General features: G+C 66.3%; 16 protein-coding genes. 9 read left to right on the forward strand and 7 right to left on the reverse strand.

Annotated features, from left to right (window positions below; genetic code table 11):
* The first annotated feature begins 69 nt into the window (after nucleotides 1-69).
* From AC1HIY_RS04445 to AC1HIY_RS04460, 4 genes are all read left to right on the forward strand, one after another.
* Complete coding sequence (locus AC1HIY_RS04445) at nucleotides 70-852, forward strand: ABC transporter ATP-binding protein (protein ID WP_479575502.1); 783 nt, start codon at nucleotides 70-72, stop codon at nucleotides 850-852.
* A gap of 182 nt (nucleotides 853-1,034) precedes the next feature.
* Nucleotides 1,035-2,114, forward strand: coding sequence for an MlaD family protein (locus tag AC1HIY_RS04450; RefSeq protein ID WP_479575503.1), 1,080 nt, complete (start codon nucleotides 1,035-1,037; stop codon nucleotides 2,112-2,114).
* Nucleotides 2,115-2,117: 3 nt separating this feature from the next.
* On the forward strand, nucleotides 2,118-3,491 hold the full coding sequence (locus AC1HIY_RS04455; RefSeq protein ID WP_479575504.1) for an AI-2E family transporter: 1,374 nt from the start codon (nucleotides 2,118-2,120) through the stop codon (nucleotides 3,489-3,491).
* 116 nt (nucleotides 3,492-3,607) lie between these two features.
* Nucleotides 3,608-4,180 carry a hypothetical protein gene (locus AC1HIY_RS04460; RefSeq protein WP_479575505.1) on the forward strand — a complete coding sequence of 191 codons (573 nt, stop codon included), beginning with the start codon at nucleotides 3,608-3,610 and terminating at the stop codon, nucleotides 4,178-4,180.
* Between the two features lie 15 nt (nucleotides 4,181-4,195).
* Here AC1HIY_RS04460 and AC1HIY_RS04465 read toward each other — a convergent pair whose 3' ends face one another.
* The gene (locus tag AC1HIY_RS04465; RefSeq protein WP_479575506.1) at nucleotides 4,196-5,809 is read right to left on the reverse strand and encodes a M1 family metallopeptidase; all 1,614 of its coding nucleotides are present in this window, start codon (nucleotides 5,807-5,809) and stop codon (nucleotides 4,196-4,198) included.
* Between the two features lie 495 nt (nucleotides 5,810-6,304).
* On the opposite strand from AC1HIY_RS04465, the gene AC1HIY_RS04470 reads away from it, so the two are divergent.
* Nucleotides 6,305-6,865, forward strand: coding sequence for an N-acetyltransferase family protein (locus AC1HIY_RS04470; RefSeq protein WP_479575507.1), 561 nt, complete (start codon nucleotides 6,305-6,307; stop codon nucleotides 6,863-6,865).
* A gap of 234 nt (nucleotides 6,866-7,099) precedes the next feature.
* Nucleotides 7,100-8,350, forward strand: a complete 1,251-nt coding sequence (locus AC1HIY_RS04475; protein WP_479575508.1) for a cation:proton antiporter — start codon at nucleotides 7,100-7,102, stop codon at nucleotides 8,348-8,350.
* 4 nt (nucleotides 8,351-8,354) lie between these two features.
* Here AC1HIY_RS04475 and AC1HIY_RS04480 read toward each other — a convergent pair whose 3' ends face one another.
* From AC1HIY_RS04480 to AC1HIY_RS04505, 6 genes are all read right to left on the reverse strand, one after another.
* Nucleotides 8,355-10,277 carry a S8 family serine peptidase gene (locus tag AC1HIY_RS04480; RefSeq protein ID WP_479575509.1) on the reverse strand — a complete coding sequence of 641 codons (1,923 nt, stop codon included), beginning with the start codon at nucleotides 10,275-10,277 and terminating at the stop codon, nucleotides 8,355-8,357.
* Entirely contained in the window at nucleotides 10,274-10,576 is a 303-nt protein-coding gene (locus AC1HIY_RS04485) for a hypothetical protein (RefSeq protein ID WP_479575510.1), read from the reverse strand. The genes AC1HIY_RS04480 and AC1HIY_RS04485 overlap by 4 nt, the downstream gene beginning before the upstream one ends.
* 91 nt (nucleotides 10,577-10,667) lie before the next feature.
* A complete protein-coding gene (locus AC1HIY_RS04490; protein ID WP_479575511.1) occupies nucleotides 10,668-13,478 on the reverse strand; it encodes a protein kinase domain-containing protein in 2,811 nt (936 codons plus the stop codon).
* A gap of 149 nt (nucleotides 13,479-13,627) precedes the next feature.
* Nucleotides 13,628-14,215: a sigma-70 family RNA polymerase sigma factor gene (locus AC1HIY_RS04495; RefSeq protein WP_479575512.1), complete on the reverse strand. Its 588-nt coding sequence runs from the start codon at nucleotides 14,213-14,215 to the stop codon at nucleotides 13,628-13,630.
* A gap of 177 nt (nucleotides 14,216-14,392) precedes the next feature.
* Entirely contained in the window at nucleotides 14,393-14,761 is a 369-nt protein-coding gene (locus AC1HIY_RS04500; RefSeq protein ID WP_479575513.1) for an STAS domain-containing protein, read from the reverse strand.
* 109 nt (nucleotides 14,762-14,870) lie between these two features.
* A complete protein-coding gene (locus AC1HIY_RS04505; RefSeq protein ID WP_479575514.1) occupies nucleotides 14,871-16,172 on the reverse strand; it encodes a PP2C family protein-serine/threonine phosphatase in 1,302 nt (433 codons plus the stop codon).
* Between the two features lie 261 nt (nucleotides 16,173-16,433).
* Here AC1HIY_RS04505 and AC1HIY_RS04510 point away from each other — a divergent pair, with 261 nt between their 5' ends.
* From AC1HIY_RS04510 to AC1HIY_RS04520, 3 genes are all read left to right on the forward strand, one after another.
* Nucleotides 16,434-16,889: an NUDIX domain-containing protein gene (locus AC1HIY_RS04510; protein WP_479575515.1), complete on the forward strand. Its 456-nt coding sequence runs from the start codon at nucleotides 16,434-16,436 to the stop codon at nucleotides 16,887-16,889.
* A gap of 101 nt (nucleotides 16,890-16,990) precedes the next feature.
* Nucleotides 16,991-17,341 (forward strand): type II toxin-antitoxin system RelE/ParE family toxin, encoded by a 351-nt coding sequence (locus tag AC1HIY_RS04515; protein ID WP_479575516.1) that lies wholly within the window; start codon nucleotides 16,991-16,993, stop codon nucleotides 17,339-17,341.
* An 18-nt stretch (nucleotides 17,342-17,359) separates the two neighbouring features.
* The gene (locus AC1HIY_RS04520; protein ID WP_479575517.1) at nucleotides 17,360-17,638 is read left to right on the forward strand and encodes a helix-turn-helix domain-containing protein; all 279 of its coding nucleotides are present in this window, start codon (nucleotides 17,360-17,362) and stop codon (nucleotides 17,636-17,638) included.
* Nucleotides 17,639-17,687 lie beyond the last annotated feature (49 nt).

A 17,687-nucleotide genomic window follows, 5' to 3' on the forward strand; every position in this document is an offset into this window, starting at 1 on the left:
GGCCGGTCTCCGGCCGGTCGTTGGCCCGAACGTCTTCCGTCACCCCCGAACAACCAGCATACACCGCCCGTGCCCGAGCCGTCCACACCGAGCGCCCCGGCCCCCGCCGCAGGGCCCCCGCCGCCGGATACGATCATCGAACTGCGCGACCTCCACAAGTCGTTCGGAGCCAACCATGTGCTCAAGGGCGTTTCCCTCTCGATCAAGAAAGGAACGAACGCCGTCATCCTGGGCGGCTCGGGGTCGGGCAAGAGCGTGCTCCTGAAGCACCTCGTGCAACTGCTCCGGCCGGATCGGGGCGAGGTGTGGGTGTGCGGCAAGCGGATGGACCTGCTCGAAGGCGACGCGCTCGACGAGATGCGCCTCTCCATCGGATACCTCTTTCAGAGCGGCGCGCTCTTCGACTCGATGACGGTTTTTGAGAATATGGATTTCATCCTCGGCAGGCACACCAACCTCACGCCCGAGGAACGCCGCGCGCGCATCGAGGAGACGCTCGAATGGGTCGACCTGCGGGCGAAAGCGCCGAACTATCCCGCCGAGCTTTCGGGCGGGCAGAAGAAGCGCATCGGGCTGGCGCGAGCCATCATCCTCGAACCGCAGATCCTCCTTTATGACGAGCCGACGACCGGACTCGACCCCATCTCCGTGCGCCTCGTCTCGGACCTGATCGTGCGCCTCCGCGACGAGCGGGGCATCACCGGCGTGGCCATCACGCACGACCTTTTGTGCGCGGATATCATCACCGACGAGGCTTTCTTTCTGTATCATGGCCGCTTCATCGAACGGGGGACGCTGGAAGAGCTTCGGCGCTCGGAGCACCCGCTGTTGCGGGAGTTCTTCGGCGAATGAAGGGCGTCCCTCCGGGGGCGAAGACGAGGGGCGGCGCGTGTGTGGACGCGCCGGGACGGCGGTTCCGGGCGGGCAGAAGCGGGCACGCGCGGAACACGCCGCCGGTCCGGTTCATCACACCGGGTGCGTGGGGAAGCCTTCGGGCGGTTGCACGCAATTTATTCACGTATGAGGAATGACCTATGTCGCGTCAGGCTCGTGTGGGTTTGCTGGTGTTGGCCGGGGCGCTCTTGTTCATCGTTGCGCTTTTCGCACTGGCCAACCGCTCCTTTTTGTTCAGTGACACGTTCTACGTCCGGTCGGAGTTCAGCCGGGTGGCCGGTCTGGTGCCCGGCGCTTCGGTGCAATATCAGGGGGTGGACGTCGGGCGGGTCGAGAGCGTGAACCTGCCGGAAGAGCCGGGGCAAAAGATCGTCGTGACGATGGCGATCTCGGAGCAGGCGAAGCACCTCGTGCGCAAGAATACACAGGCGCAGATCAAGAGCGACGGGCTGGTGGGCAATCAGATCGTGGTGCTGGTGCCCTCGCCCGAGGTGGGAGAACCCGTGCGTGAGGGGGATTTCATCCCCGGGGTGGACCCGTTCGACCTGTTCGAGATCACGGACAAGGCGCTCGCTTCGGTGCAGCGCTTCGAACTGGCGGCGCAGGCTTTCGAGCAGATCATGCACGACGTGCAACGGGGACAGGGCACGCTGGGGCGTCTCATCTACGATCCGACCATGTATGAGGGCGTCGTCGCTACGACGGAAGAGACGCGCCGGGTGCTGAACAACCTGGCGGACAACGCCGAGGCACTCGTCGGGCTGGCGGGAGAGGCCACCACCGGCGTCAAGGACATCCTGGGCAAGGTGAACGAGGGCGAGGGCACGCTGGCGAAGATGCTCAACGATCCGGCGGTCTACAACACGTTGCTCGCCACGGCGGACACCCTGCAGAGCATCGCCGGGGACCTGCGGGCGGTCACGCAGAACGCGGAGAACATGACGAACTGGGGCTCGCTCGGGGCCTTTCGCTTTGCCGAGCTGATGGAGGCAGGGAAGCACAACTGGCTGTTCAAGCGGTATTTCGAGGAGCGCGGGCACATGGAACAGGCGCCCTTCGAGGTGCGGGAGCGCGCCCTCGCCGAGACGTACAGAGAGATCCAGGAAAAAGAGCGCCGGCTCTTCGAATGGGAACAGCGCCTGAAAGCGCTCGCCGAACGGTTGGAAACGGCGGCGGCGGCGGTTTCGGAAGGCGACGGTGCATCGTCGAACGAACAGTAGGCCATGACGGAAAGTCCTCCCCCGATCAGCCGCAGGACGGAGACTGCCTCGCCGTCTTCTCCGGGCGCCGCTGCGCTTTCCGCCTCCGAGGTCGCGCTTCTGGCGGGCGGGCTGACCCTCTTTCTGGTGTTGCTCTATCAGATGCGGGACATGCTGAACCCGCTTCTCGTCGCGGCGGCTTTTCTCATCCTGGTCTGGCCGATGCGGGCGCACCGGGCCGCGCGCGCCATAAAGTTGAGCGGCAGCTTCCTGCTCCTGGTCTGGCTGCTCAACAGGCTGAGCATCGTGCTGCTGCCCTTCGCGCTGGCCTACCTGCTTGCCTATCTCTGCGATCCCGTGGTGGCCTATCTGCGGCGGCGGCTCCGGGTGCCGCGCTGGCTCTCCGCACTCGCGGTCACGGCGCTCGTCGTGGGCCTCGTGGCGATGATTCTGCTGATGCTCGTGCCCACCATCGTCGACCAGCTCGAATCGCTGGCGGAACGGATCCTCGGCAGCATCGGCAATCTGCAAACATGGATGGGGAACCTCGACGCCCTCGATCAGCTTCAGGCGGCGGGCATCATCGACAAACAGGAACTCATCGGGCAGCTGTCCGGCGCGGTGCAGGATCAGGCCACCGCCCTGGCGAGCAGCGTCCCGAACGCGGCGAAAGCCGTCATGCAGTCGATCAGCTCTCTCTTCGGCATCCTCACCGTCGTGGCGCTCATCCCGGTGCTTTTTTTCTATACGCTGAAAGACTATGCGGCCATCCGGGATCGGCTCATCGAACTGTTTCCCACCTTCGACGGGCGACGGGATTATCTGAGGGAAGCCGGAGGGATCGTGGGCAAATACCTCCGGGGCCAACTGACCATCAGCGCCATCGTGGCGATCATCGTGTCGGTGGCGCTGCTGATTTTCGACGTTCCTTTTGCTTTGTTGATCGGTTTGATGGCGGGGCTATTGAACATGATTCCCAATCTCGGCATCATCATCACGTATGTGATCGGCGGCCTTCTCGCGCTCGCCTTCGGCGGCGTCGTCAAGCTGATCATCGTGATCGCCGTGCTGGTGGGAGAGTCGTTTCTCGAACAGAGCGTGCTCACGCCGAACATTCTGGGCCAGAAAGTAGGCCTGCATCCCGTGCTGATTTTGCTCTCGCTCTTTGTCTTCGGCTATTTTATGGGTATGTTCGGTCTAATAATCGCGGTGCCGGCCACCGCACTGCTGGTGACCACCTATCAGGCGACCCGAGAACACTGGACGTTTGATCTGGCGATGAGCGGAGAAGCATCGCGTCCCCCCACGCGGGAAGAGGCGGGCGAAACGTTTCCGCCCGCGCCGCGACCCATGGGGGATGCCGCCGTGCCGGGCGAGACGCCGGACCCCGTCGCCTGAAGATCGCGTGCGGATGCCCCGGACCGGTTTCCATGGGAGATGATCCACGCCCGGGCATGGACGCACGAGTTTGTATTGACGAACCCATGAAAGTCACATTGTCGCAACGATTTGTCATGCCGTCCCGCTTGCATCCGGGCTATTCGCTGGTGGGCCGCTGGGTGCGCCGCCGCGTGGGGGATGCGCGCCGTGCCGAAGCATACTTCATCCTCACGCTCGTGGGCGCGGTGGCGATGCTGGCGCTGGCCCAATACGTGGCGTGGGCGCTGGTGCAGGACGCCGTCACGGCAAACCCCGGCGGTCCTGCGGCAATGGCGTTCTGGGGCGGGCAGGTCGCCGCCGTCGCGCTCTATGCGCTCACGTGTGTGCTGGGTTTCCAGCCTTCGGTCGAGGTGGCGGTGACGCCGGACGGCGTTCGGATCCGGCAGGGGAAGGAGGCGCTCACGCTCGCCTCGGACGAGGTGCTTCGGGTGGAGACGATCCCGGCGCTGGTGTTTCACCGCCATCACCGCCGCTATGCCGGCACGCGCGTGTTCGTCAACCGGATGCCGCCGGAAGTATTGCTTCTCCACACGAGAGAGGGTCCGGTGGCGCTTGGTCTCGCGCCCGGCGACCGCGCGGCGCTCATCGCACATCTGCAGGCGCATGCGTCGTTCCCGTACGAGACGGCGCGCGCGCGCGTAGCCTGAACCGCCCCCCGCCGGTCACTCTTCTGAAAAGTCCGCCGTCATCAGCGCCCACGTGTTCGGGTCGAGGACGACGCGGGAAGGGGCGGCGTCGAGCGGGAGGGTGAAGGTCTCCTCGGATTCGTCCACGTCGAGCACCTCGATGCGGGGGAGGAGGGCGTCGCCGGTGTAGATGCCGACTTCGAGCGGCAGGCGGAATGGCGGCCCGGGCCGGGTCTGGCGCAACGTGATCGTGAGCGAGCCGTCGCGGTGCCGCCACGACCCCTCGAAGTGCGGCTGTCCGGGACGATGGATCCACTGCCGGAAGAACCACGCGAGGTCCCGTCCGGAAGCCTCCTCCATGACCCGCCGGAAATCCTCGGTTCGGGCATTCCCGTCGCGATAGCGCCGGTAATAGTCCCGGATGCCGTCCCAGAAGACGTCGTCGCCGACCTCGTGCCGGAGCATGTGGAGCACCCACGCTCCTTTTTGATAGGCGTTCGGGCTCAGAAGCGCCATGAGGTTGGTGATGGAGGGATCCACGACGGGGCTGTTCGGGGCGCGCCGGGCGTAGGCGACGACGCGGTCGCGGGCGGTCCGCATCCCGGCCACGAGGCGATCGTGCCCGTAGGTGAACTCCATGTAGAGCTGCGTGAAGTACGTCGCAAAGCCTTCGCTCAGCCAGATGTGCGGCCAGTCCTGCTCCGTCACCGAGTCGCCGAACCACTGGTGGGCGATCTCATGGGCAAGCAGCCCCTCGCTCTGCCGCGTGCCGGTCACGGAGCCCTCGGCGTAGAAGATGTTGCTCGCATTCTCCATGCCGCCGAAACGTGTCTTCGACTGCACGTTGGCGAGCTTGGCGTACGGGTACGGGCCGATGTGTCCGGAGAAAAAGCGGAGGATGCCTTCGGCAAGCGCGTAATCGTAAAAGCCGGGATCGCGGTCCTGCGGATAGACCCACGTCTCGACGGGCACGCCGTCGACCTCGTCCACACGGCCGACGGCGAAGCGGGCCGCGCCGATGACCATCACCTTCGTCGCCATCGGGACGGTCGAGCGCCAGTGGGTGCGGCGGAGCTCGCCCGGGAGATCGGTCTCTTCCAGCCGCTCGCCGCATCCGACGACCTGATAGTGGACGGGCGCGGTGACGATGAACTCGCAGATCGCTTTGTCCGAAGGATGATCGACGGTCGGGAGCCAGTGTCGGGCGCGGTCGGGCCAGTTGTCGCCGAAGAAGGTGCGGTCGCCGAACTTGTTCTCGGAGATGATGAGGCCGTCGTCGGGGACGCCCTCGTAGGCGATGGTGAAGGTGCGCCGCTCATCGGGCGCAGGGGGCGGTTCGAGCCGGATGGTGAGGCGGTCGTTCTCGTGCGTGAAGGGCGCGTCGGCGCCGTCGCTGCGCACCGCCGTGACGGTCATGCCCGCGCCGCCCCGCGCAGGCCCCGCCAGGTCGAGGTGCAGCGCGTCGACGCCGGCGAGGAAACGCACGTCGAGGGTAGCCTCGCCCCGGATGGCGTCGGTGTCGTCGCTGAGCGTGAGGCGGAACGTATACCGGCGCACGTCCACGTCCGGGTCGGGGAGCGCGGTCGGGGAAGGAGAGGACGCGGGCGCGACGAGGAACAGGCTGAGGAGCAGGACGCGGACGCTGAGCATGAGCACGCACGAAAGGTGATACGGGAGAGACCGGCATGTGGAGACGGCGCGGGCCGCCCGCCCCGACCATGCCCCCAATATAGCGGGAGTCGGCCTTTGTTTCCGGAGAGAAATCGCCGCGGGGGCCGCGCGAGCTTTTCGATTTCACAGGATTGTCAAACAGGCGAGATCTCGGGGGCGGGGGAGACCGCGCCCTGCCGCGAACGGCCCCTCCGGCGCGGTCACACGCCCCGAGCGAAGCATCGACGACGTGCCGGATTCCGCGATGGACCGCGAAGTCGATGCGTTCGGCAAGCCGGGCAACGTGTGGACCTGCCCCGGGATGAAGCCGGCGTGCGAGCGTGAGCGCCTCGCACCGTCGATCGCTGCGCGGAGGTGCGGCGTGGCGGCGCCGCAGAGGCGCGCGCGGAGGCTGAAACATGGATCGGGGAGCGGGGGTTGAAGCCGGTCTGTACGCACCCTCGTGCCCCGACTTTTCTCTCATTCCCCACCCTCATGGACATCGAAGTACGCGAAGCCCGTCCCGAAGACGCGACCTATGCGGAGGCCGTCACCCGTTTGATCGAAGACGCCGCGCGGGTGCGCGGCACGGGCATCGCCAAGCGTGATCCCGCGTACATCCGCGCCAAGATCGAAGAAGGCAAAGCCGTCATCGCCGTTCAGGGTGAGACGCTGGCCGGGTTCTGTTACATCGAAACGTGGAGCCACGGGCGGTACGTGGCGAACTCCGGCCTGATCGTCGCGCCCGAGTTTCGGCGTCGCGGGCTGGCGAAGCGGATCAAACGGTGCGCCTTCGAGCTGTCGCGGCGGAAGTACCCGGATGCGAAGCTCTTCGGGATCACGACGAGCTTGCCGGTGATGCGGATCAACTCGGAGCTGGGGTACCGGCCCGTCACGTTCTCGGAGCTGACGCAAGACGAAGTTTTCTGGCAGGGATGCCGGAGCTGTCCGAACTTCGACGTGCTCACGCGCACGGACCGCAAGCACTGCCTGTGCACCGGGATGCTCTTCGACCCGAAGGCCCCGCCGAACGCGGACGAAGACGCCGGGGCATAGGCTCGCGTTCGTTCGTCGCCGGCCGGCGACGCATTTCCCGAAGAAGGTCCTTCCCGCGAAGCCGACCCTCGCGAAGGCGGGGGCAAAAGACCGGCTCAGCGCGTGTCATCCCGGCCCCCGGACGGTCGCGCGCCTCTCGTTTCGGGGGGATGCGCCGGGCCGGCGGTTCTGCGCCGCATGGCGGAAATGAGTATACTGCGGAGACGAAGCGCTTCCCTTGTCCTCCTTCTGCTCATGGAACTGATCAACATCATTGCGGTGCTCATCTCGCTGGCCGCGATCTTCAGCTACGTCAACTACCGGTACATCGGCCTGCCGATCAGCATCGGCGTGACGCTCATCGCGTTGCTTTTCTCGATGGCCCTCATCGCCCTGGACGCGATGGGCTTCGGGTTGCGGGCGTACGCCGTCGCCGTGCTCGAGAAGGTCGATTTCAGCCAGACCCTCCTGCACGGGATGCTCAGCTTTCTCCTCTTCGCAGGCGCGCTCCACATCAACATCAACGACCTGGCGGAGCGGAAGTGGATCATCGGCACGCTCGCCACCGTGGGCGTGCTCGTCTCGACGTTCCTCGTCGGCGCGCTGGCGTGGCTGACGCTCGGCCGGCTCGGGGTCGAGATACCGTTCCTCTACGCGCTGCTCTTCGGCGCGCTCATCTCCCCGACGGACCCCATTGCGGTGCTGGGCATCATGAAGACGGCGCAGGCGCCGAAAAGTCTGGAGGTGAAGATCGCGGGCGAATCGCTCTTCAACGACGGCGTCGGCGTGGTGATCTTTCTGGTCATTCTTGAGGTCGCCACGGGTGTGGAGACGGTGACTGCCGGGCACGTGGCGCAGCTCTTTCTTCAGGAGGCCGTCGGGGGCGTGCTCTTCGGGCTGGGGGCGGGATACGTGGCCTTCCTCATGCTCCGGAGCGTAGACAACTATCAGGTCGAGATCCTCATCACGCTGGCGCTGGTGATGGGCGGCTATGCGCTGGCCACTTCGCTGCATCTCTCCGGCCCCATCGCCATCGTGGTGGCGGGGCTGCTCATCGGCAATCAGGGACGGCTCCTGGCCATGTCGAGCAAGACGCGCCACCACCTCGACATTTTCTGGGAGCTGGTGGACGAGGTGCTCAACGCGTTGCTCTTCCTGCTCATCGGGCTGGAGGTGCTCGTGCTGTCGTTCACGAAGGCGTACGTGCTGGCGAGCCTGCTGCTCATCCCCGGGGTGCTGCTCGCCCGACTGATCGCGGTGAGCCTCCCGGTGGCGATGTTGCGCAGGTTCTTCACGTTCACGCCCGGCATCATCCGCATCTTGACGTGGGGCGGGCTCCGGGGCGGCATCTCGGTGGCGCTGGCGCTCTCGCTTCCGCCCGGGCCGATGCGGGAGGTGATCCTGCCCATCACGTACGCCGTCGTCGTCTTCTCTATCCTCGTGCAGGGGCTGACCATCGGCAAGGTGGTGCGCCGCGTGGTGCACGGGGCTTCCGCCGAGCGCTGAGGCGTCACGGGCCCGGAAGCCGGGCGTGGGCGGACCAGTACACGGTCTGTGGACGCGAGGACGCACGGTCGGCGATGATGCGAAGGGTCCACGGACCGACGCCGGAGGCGCGCGCCCGTTCGAAGACGCTCGAAGGGTCGGCGCTGAGGGCGCGAACGGAGCCGTCGGGCGCGAGCAGGAGCAGGTCGAGGTTGGCGCGAGGATGGTTTGCGTCCCCGGGCCACCAGAGGGCGGCGTCGAGGAGGTGGGGTCGGCGGTCGCGGGGATCGAGGGGGAGGTCGAGGGTGTCGCCGGGGCAGAGGGCGGATTTGCCCCACCACGCGACGCCGTGGAGGGGGGGCAGGCGAAGGCGCCCGGCGCCGGACGAGTCGTTGAAGGGGAAGGGGTGGCGGCCCGCCAGGATCATCTGCGCGTAGACCTGTCCGGGATCGACGCCGTCGCGTCGGCTGGTGCGCAGGAGCCAGGAGCGCAGGAGCGCCGCCGCGCCGCCCGCGAAGGCCGTCGCGCCGCTCGTGCCGGCGAAGGCGCGGAGGTCCACCTTCGAGTAGCTGCCGGCCGTGAGCACGTCGGTCGGCGCCTGAACGTCCGGTTTGAGGCGTCCGTCGGGGGTTCGACGATGGCCCTGGCTGAGCTCCTGCCGTCCGGTGGTGACGGTGTACGACCCGATGCCGAGCGCTTTACGGGCGACGGCGGGCTGCCCCACCTGCCGCGGCGTGTTGCCGGTGGCGGCGATGACGGCCGCGCCGGCCTCGAAGGCATGATCGGCGGCGCGGATGAGGACGCCGTGGCGCTCGGGCGCATAGCGCAGGCGCGTGCACGTCGCGTCGAGGCATCGATAGGCCGCCCCCGCCAGCGGCGCCACGATGATTTTGCTGAGGCCGGCCACCGCCGCCTGAAAGCCTCGCACCGCCGCGCCATAGTCGAGATCGGGGAAAAAGACCTTGTCGTCGACCACGCGGCACCGGAAGACGCGGTACGTGTCGAGCAGGACCCGCGTCACGCCGCGGTGCGACTGGCCCTGGTTGGCGTTGGCCGTGAGAACGGCTCCGGTCTGGGTGCCGTGATCCTGCGCGCACACCTCGTACGGGTAAAAATATGGGGTGCGGGTGAGGCAGTCCTCGCCGCCGCGCACGCAGTCGCCCTGATATCCGAGGGGCGAGGGGAAGGCAAGTTGGATGTGGTTGACCTCGACGCCCTGGTCGAGGATGGCCACCCATCCGCCCGTCAGCCCCGCATCGAAATACGGGTCGCTGCCGAGGCTGTCGCGCCCGCGGGCCACCGGCGGCCCCTCCGGCGGGGGGATCGTGTCCTGATAGATATAGCCGGGAAGGATGAGCCGCCGGATCGTCGAGGAGTCGGGAGCGGGCGGCGGGACGAAGGGGGCCTCGACGAAGCGCACGTCCGCATGGCGGCGGAGGGCCGGGAGCGCAGCGCGGGGCAGGCGCACCTGCAGCGCGTCGATGAGCCAGAACGTGTCGAGCACGGCGACGCCGGAGAGGTCGCCCGTGACGTTGCTGAAGCGGCGGGCGAGCTTCCGTTTGAGCGTGCGGACGAGCGCGCGCGCCCGTTCCAGCGCCGCCCGGTTGCCGGGCGCGTCGCGCAGCTCATGGAGGCGCGGCTCGGGGAAGCGGGGGATCGCCTCGGTGTGCCGCAGCGTGATCAGGACCGTGGTGTCGCCCTCGGGGAAAGGTCCTTCGTCCGGCGAGAGGGCGTCGGGCGTCGCCGCCGCCGGGGCGGGTGCGCGGCAGCCACCGGCGGGCAGCCGGATCGTCTCGACGCTCGTGAGCGTGTCGCCGTTCATGACGACGCGGTGCATCCGGTCGAAAGGGTCCGCGCGGTCCGGCGCCTCGGGCGCGCAGGCGTGGAGGAGACACGCGCCGAAGAGCGCGAGGGCCGGGACGGCGTGAAGGAACGGGCGCCTCGTCAATTGACCTGCATCGCCGGACGATCCGAGCCGCCGCAATACGTCGCGCAGGGGATGTTCGTGACGCCGTAATAGTACGTTCCTGCCGAGTTCGGAGAAGTGTTCACGTTGAACGTTACCGAGCCGGTAGCGCCGATGGTTTGCGAACGACGGTTCACCGGAGCCTGGGGGTTCGCAAAGCCGACGGTGGCTCCGACCGGACCGTAGAATGTGACCGACCCGCCGGGGTTGACGTCCACGGGGTCGACGCTGACGCCGTAACAGGTGCTCGTGGGCGTGCACGTGATGGTTACGTCTGCCATGGGATGCCTCCGAAGAGAATGGTTGGGGGTTCAGGGATTGCAGGTTTGTGAAACGGGCTCCGGTGGGGGCGTACCGGCGGGGGGGCGCGGCTCAGGGTTGACGCGCTCTGGCGCGGGCCAGGATCGGCGCGAAGCCGGGGTCGGCCCGAAGTCGGTCGAAGCCCGGATAGCCCTCGATGTCGACGAGCGAATAGCCGCGCTCCAGCGCCCGGTCGATCCATGTCAGGGCCTGCCGGCGGTTTCCGAGGCGTTCGTAGGTCTCTGCGATGCGCGAGAGGTCCGAGGGGGCGGTAGGCCGCAGGGCAAGCAGGCGCGCGAGCGTCTCCCGGGCCTGCCCGTCCTCGTCGAGATAGGCATAATAGGCGGCGAGGTGGCTCAGCACCTCGGCGTCGCGCGGGTTGAAGCGGAGTCGGGCCTCGGCCAGTTCGGCGGCCCGAGCGTGTGCCCGGCGGCTCTCCTCGACCTGTCCCGACCATTCATAGGCCGTCGCCAGGTAGCCCCAGGTCAGATAATTGTTGCCCTGCAGTTCGAGCGCCTTCTCGTACGCCTCGGCCGCCTCGGCATACCGACCCTCGTAATAATAGGTGGTCGCGAGGTTGGCGAAGATCGTATGGTCCGGCTTGATCTTTAGTGCCTGCTCGAACATCTCGATGGCCTCGTCGGAGCGTTCCAGGTAGAAATACATGGCTCCGAGGTTCGAATACGCACGCGCGTTCAGCGGGGTCAGGGCGATGACGTGGCGGTATTGGGCGATGGCGTCTTCGTAGCGGGCATGTTTGAAGTAGAACCGTCCGAGATCCCGGTATCCGACCCAGTAGTCGGGTTTCAGAGCGATGGCCCGTTGATAGGCGAGTTCTGCGTCGTCGAGGCGGCCCAGGGCGTCGTACGTCTGGGCAAGCCCTCCGATGGCGTCGGTGTACGACGAGTCGCGGGCGAGGGCGTTCTGGAAGTCGGCGATGGCCGAGCCATACTGACCGCGCGCCGTTCGGATGCGTCCGAGCGTCATGTAGACGGGAGCGAGCCGGTCGTTGAGTTCGATGGCGCGTTCACAAAACCGTTCCGCCTGCTCGATCCATTGCACGTCTTCGGTCTGCTCATACTTGCGCCAGTATGCTTCGCCGAGCCCCGCATAGGCGAGGGCATAGAGCGAGTCGCTTCGGATGGCCTGCTCGAAGAGCGTGATGGCCGCCTGGAGGTTGTCGCCCTCGCCGAAGCGCTGGAGGTATCCGCGTCCCTGGGTATAGAACTCATACGCGCCGGGCGTGGACGTGCCGCCCGCGATCAGGGAACGGGTCTGGTTCGGGATGAGGTCCACGTCGAGGAGGTCGGCCAGTTCGCGGACGAGGTCTTCCTGAATGGCGTCGAACGAGCCGGCGGGCCGGGCGATGCTAGCGGAGCGAAGGAGGCGGCCGGTCTCCGGCTCGATCAGTTCGAGCGCGATTCGTGTATGGGTGGCGTCGCGGACGGCATCGACGCTGAGGACGAGGTTGACGCCGAAGGCCTGGGCGGCTTCGGCCGGCGTGCGCACGGAGTCCCGGCGGACGAGGTCGGCGGGGATGACCCACAGGTTGCCGACGTCCTCCATGCGGCTCAGGTCATCGACCATGGTTGCGATGAGCCCGTCGACGAACGCCCGGGCCGTGGGCGAGCCGTCCGAGCCGCGTTCGGCCAGCACGGCGACGTGCTTCTCGCCCGGCAGCCCGCCGAAGCCGAGGAGGCGGAGCGCGCCTTCCCGCACCGGGGTGAAGGCGAGCGCCAGCGCCACCGCCGCGAACGCCACGAGGCCCGCGCCGATCAGCGGCCGCCGCGACCGCCGCGACGCGTACGGCGTCCGGATCTGCGAGGTGTCGCCGCCGGAGGTGAGCACGTCGAGGTCGGCGAGCAGGTCCGTCATCGAGGGGTAGCGGTGCTCCGGGTCCTTTTCCAGACAGAGCCCGATGATGTGCGCGAGCCCGGGCGGAAGGTCCGGACAGAGCTCCGAGAGCGCGGGCGGGTCCTCGTTCACCACCCTGTATTCGAGCGCCGCCTGGTAATCACTCCGAAACGGGGGGCTTCCGGCAATCATCTCGTAGACGAGCGCGCCGAAGGACCAGATGTCGGAGCGATGATCCACCGGCGCGCCGCGCATCTGCTCGGGGGACATGTACGCGGGCGTGCCCATCGTCACGCCCGGACGCGTCAGGTTGATGTCGGGCATCTTGGCCAGCCCGAAGTCGAGGATCTTGGCGCGCCCGTCCTCGGTGATCATCACGTTGGCGGGCTTGACGTCGCGGTGAACGATGCCCGAGGCGTGCGCTTTCGCCAGCCCGCTCGCGATCTGCCGGGCGTAATCGAGCGCCGTCTCGAGCGGCAGCGGCCCCCGGGCGATCGTTGCCTTGAGCGTTTCCCCTTCATAGCACGCCATGGCGATGAAGAGGCGGCCCCGCGCCGTCTCGTTGATCTCGTAGATGGTGCAGATGTTGGGATGATCGAGCGCCGAAGCGGCTTTGGCTTCCTGCCGGAAACGCGCCATCGCCCGTTCGTCTTCCGTCCACAGCGGCGGGAGGAACTTGAGCGCGACGGTGCGCTGAAGCCGGGTGTCCTCGGCGCGGTAGACGACGCCCATGCCGCCGCGCCCGAGACGCTCGTGGATGACGTAATGGGCCACATGCGTGCCCGTGAGGGGATCGGGCCCTTCACGCTCGTCGGAGACGGTGACGGGCAGGGGCATGCGGAGGGCCTCGGCCAGGTCGCCGAGGTAGGCGGTGGCCTCGTCGTAGGCCGCCAGCAACGAGGCCAGTTCGTCGCGAAGGGCGTCGTTGTCGCGACACACGTCGTCGAGGAAGGCCGGGCGCTTCTCGGGGGGCATCGAGAGGGCCTCGTCGAAGAGGAGTCCGATCTTATCCCAGGTTACGGTTTCCATAAGAGGACACGCGGATGGAGCGCGGAACCGCCGGTGCGGACGGGACGGGCGATTTCGGACAAAGGGCTTTCTTCTATATACACCAAAAGGACCGCAAACGGGTCACGGAAAAACCACAAAAGGATCGGGTCGAAACGCCCGGGCGGGCTTCAGTCTTCTTTCATGTGCCGGAACAGCCAGGCCTGGGCCAGCGCCCAGTCCCGTTTCACGGTCGCCGGAGAGACATCGAGCGCGGCGGCGGTCTGTTCGATGGTCATGTCGCCGAAAAAGCGGCATTCGACGATGCGGACCTGTCGCTCGCTCTTTTGCCCGAGCGCCGTGAGCGCCTCGTGAAGGGAGAGCAGGTCGTCGAGGCGTTCGTCGTCGATGAGGGCTTCCCGACCGCCCTCATCGTCGTCGAGTGTCACCTTTGTCTGATCGCCGCCACGTTTGAGCGTTTTGCGCTTCTGGGCATAATTGATAAGGATATGGCGCATGGCGCGCGCGGAGACGGCGAGGAAATGGGAGCGGCTTTTCCATTCCACCTTGCTCTGATCGACGAGCTTCAGGTAGGCTTCGTGGAGCAGCGCCGTGGTGTTGAGGGTATAGTCTCCGTGCCAGCGGCGGCGTTGCCCGTGCGCCAGTTCGTAGAGCGTCTCGTAGACGAGCGGAAAGAGGTCGTTCAGCGCGCCCGAATTGCCGTCGCGAGCCTGCAGCAGCAGGCGGGTAACGGTAGCCTTGGAGGAAGTGTTCGTCATGGGCCGGCCGCCGGGCGACGAAAAAATACGCGAGCATCAGGTCGGAGGCGCCGGTCGGGTGGGTGAGAGGCAACCGGCGCCGGGCACGCTTTCCGGAAAATACGAATCGAAAACGATCCCTGCTTCGAACGGGAGTACGACGCTGCTTTCGGAGGGTGGCGGAGAGGCGCCGGGAGGCTAGGCACCGGACGGGGCTTCCGGCTGCTCCGCAAAGCTGTCGACGGCCTCCTGGACGGTTTCGTAGTGGTCGAACACGGGACCGAGCAGCCGCGTCATTAAAAAGAGATTCTTGACGCGTTTTTGCATCCCGGCCAGGCGAACGTCCCCGCCCGCGCGGCGCATCGTCGTCAGGCTGCTGATGAGCAGGCCGATGGCGGTCGAGTCGAGGAGATCGGCCTTCGAGAGGTCAATGACCACGTGGATCTTGCCCGCTTCCTTGAGCTCCTCGATGGCCTGCTTGAAGGCCTCGCCCTCGACGGCGCCCAGAAATTTCCCGGTGATCTCGATGACGACGGCGTGGTATTCCTCTTTGACTTTGAACGGCATGGTTGATTCCTGTGCGTGAGTGGGTGGGGATGGTGCAAGTAAGAATGACGGTAGGAGGTTCCCGGCAAAGAGTCAAGTCTTTCCGGGGAGAGGCGCCGGGTCGGGGGGCTCACGCCGTGCGCCGGAGGGCGAGCATCGTCATGTCGTCGTTCGGAGGAATCTCGCCGGTGTGTCGGCGGACGGCGGCGATGATGCGCTCGATGAGCGTGTCGGCGGATGTGCCGGCGTGGGCGCGAAGCATCTCGCCGAGGCGCATGGTGTCGAACTGTTCGCGGTCTGCGTTCATGGCCTCGGTGATGCCGTCGGAATAGATGAGCAGGGTGTCGCCGGGGGCGAGGGCGACGGCGCCCTCCCGGTAGGGGAAGTCCGGCTGGAAACCGAGCACGAGACCGCTGGTGGGGAGTTCGCGGATCTGGCCGTCGGCGGCGTGGAGGAGGGGACGGTTGTGGCCTGCGTTGACGTACCGGAGCGTGTGCGTGCGCGTGTCGAGCAGCCCGAAGAAGAGCGTGACGAAAGAGCCTCGCCCGATGCTCCGGCACAGCATCCCGTTCGAATGGGCGATGCAGTCACGGACGGAATCGGGCTGGGCAAGGGCCTGCCCGCGAAGCGTCGCCTGCACGTTGGCCATGAGCATGGCCGCCGGAAGCCCCTTGCCGGAGACGTCGCCGACGCACAGGCCGAGACGGTCCCGGTCGACCCGGATGAAGTCGAAGTAGTCGCCGCCGACGGTCTGGGCAGGCAGGCTGAGGCCGGCGATGTCGTAGCCGTCGCACACCGGCGGTTCTTTGGGCAGGAGGTTGGTCTGGATCTCGAAGGCGAGCCGGTATTCCTCGCGCAACCGGATGAGCTTCTTTTCCTCCTCCTGCAGCCGGGCGTTCTCGATGGCCTGCGCCGATTGCCCGGCGAGGATGGCGAGCAGCCGCTGATCGTCGTGTGTGAAACCGCCCTCTTTCTTGTTGTACAGCGTCAGGATGCCGATCAGGCGGTTCTGCACGATCATCGGCACGCAGAGCACGGAGTGGATGCCGCGTTGCCACCGTGTGCCCCGGAACCGCTCGTCGTGGGCCGGATCGTTGATCAGGAGCGGGCCCTTGTAGAGATGCATCCACCCGAGGAGGCTCTGTTCGGAGCGGTATGCCTCATGATCGCCGGAACTGGCGGAAGTGCGGATGAACGTTTGTGTGGGATCGGCGGCATCCTGCCCCACGAGGGTGATGACGGCCTGCTCCGCCCGGATTGCGCGCAGCGAACGCCGGATGATGGCGTGCATGATCTCCTGCACGTCGCGCGAGGCGCTGACGGCGAGGCTGAGGTCGTTCAGGATGGACAGCTCTTCGACGGCCCGGCGCAGGCGCTCGTTTTCATGCTGAAGAGCGTGCCGGGGGCCGTCAGGGGGTTCTCGGGTCGTCATGGGAGGAGACGTCAGGGGGATCGAAATACCGTGCGCGTAGGGTCTCGAATGTACTGTTTTTTCGTTAGATTGACCAGCGAGGCGCACGGCGTGAGGCGGGACACCAAAAGCTTTATCGAGAAATGCGTCCTATCACGCAGCACGATACGGAATGATTGATACAGTACGGAGGTCTACGCGCCGGGGTTGCCTGCACTGCCCGGTCGCGCCCCGCTTTTTCGCGGTCCACGCGCCGATGGTCTCCACGTTGTCTCCTGCGCCATGCCCGAAACCGTGATTCGCGTCGTCGATGTCTATCCGTACCGTCGCCCGAAGGAGGAGACGGTCGAGTTTCTGTTGATGCGCCGGGCGGCTTCGGCGGCGTATGCGGGGCAATGGCGCATGGTGGGCGGCAAGATCGAGGCGGGCGAGACGGCGTGGCAGGCGGCGCTCCGCGAACTGCGCGAGGAGACCGGCCTGGAGCCCGACCGGCTGTGGGCCTTGCCCTCCGTGAACGCTTTCTATGAGTGGACGCACGACCGCATCAACCTCATCCCCGCCTTCGCCGCCCGACTCACCGCCGACCCGACGCTCGACCGTGAGCACGACGCTTTCGTGTGGCTGTCGGCCGAAGCCGCCGCCGCCCGCCTCGCCTGGCCCGAACAACGACGTCTCCTCCGCCTCGCCGACCGCCTCCTCCTCGAAGGCTTCCCGCCCGAACTCCTCGTGACGGGATAAGGGGCGCGACCTGCCTACGGGAGGGGGAAGACCTGCCGGATCAGTCCGGCGATTGGAACTTCAGCTCTTGATGGCATGTACCTATTTTGGTACATTGCGATATGGAAAACACTCCTCGCTTGCGTGTCGCTTTCTATCGGAGCGGAACCGGACGAGAACCCGTACGTGAGTGGCTCAAAGCATTGCCCCGAGTCGCGCGCAAGGCCATAGGTGAAGAGATCAAAACCGTGCAGTTTGGCCGGCCGCTTGGCATGCCGCTCGTCCGGAAGATGGAACCGGAGTTGTGGGAAGTGCGCATTCGTCACGGAGACGGAATCGCGCGGATCTTTTTCACTGTGGAAGGAGACGTCATGGTGCTGCTTCACGCCTTCATCAAGAAAGGACGGAAGACCCCGAAGAAGGAACTGGCTCTGGCAAGGAAACGACTCGCGCAGGTGAAAAGAAGGAAGTAGAACGTGAAGGTGACAGGCATGAACGAGCACGTCGGAAGTGACTTCGACGACTTTCTCGCGGAAGAAGGTCTTCTGGCTGAGGTGGAAGCCGCCGCCCTGAAGCGCGTCATTGCGTATCAGGTCGAGGAATTGATGAAGCAGCAGCGCTTGACGAAGACCGAGATGGCCCGGCGGATGCAAACCAGTCGTGCTTCCCTGAACAGGCTCCTCGATCCCTCGAACCCCTCGATCACGCTCCAAACGTTGGAGCGAGCGGCGGCAGCTCTTGGGAAGCGGTTGCGCAGTGAATTGGTATAGCATGGAAGCAGGAGGGGGGGCTGCGCACGACCGCATCAACCTCATCCCC

Source organism: Rhodocaloribacter sp., from assembly GCF_056451265.1.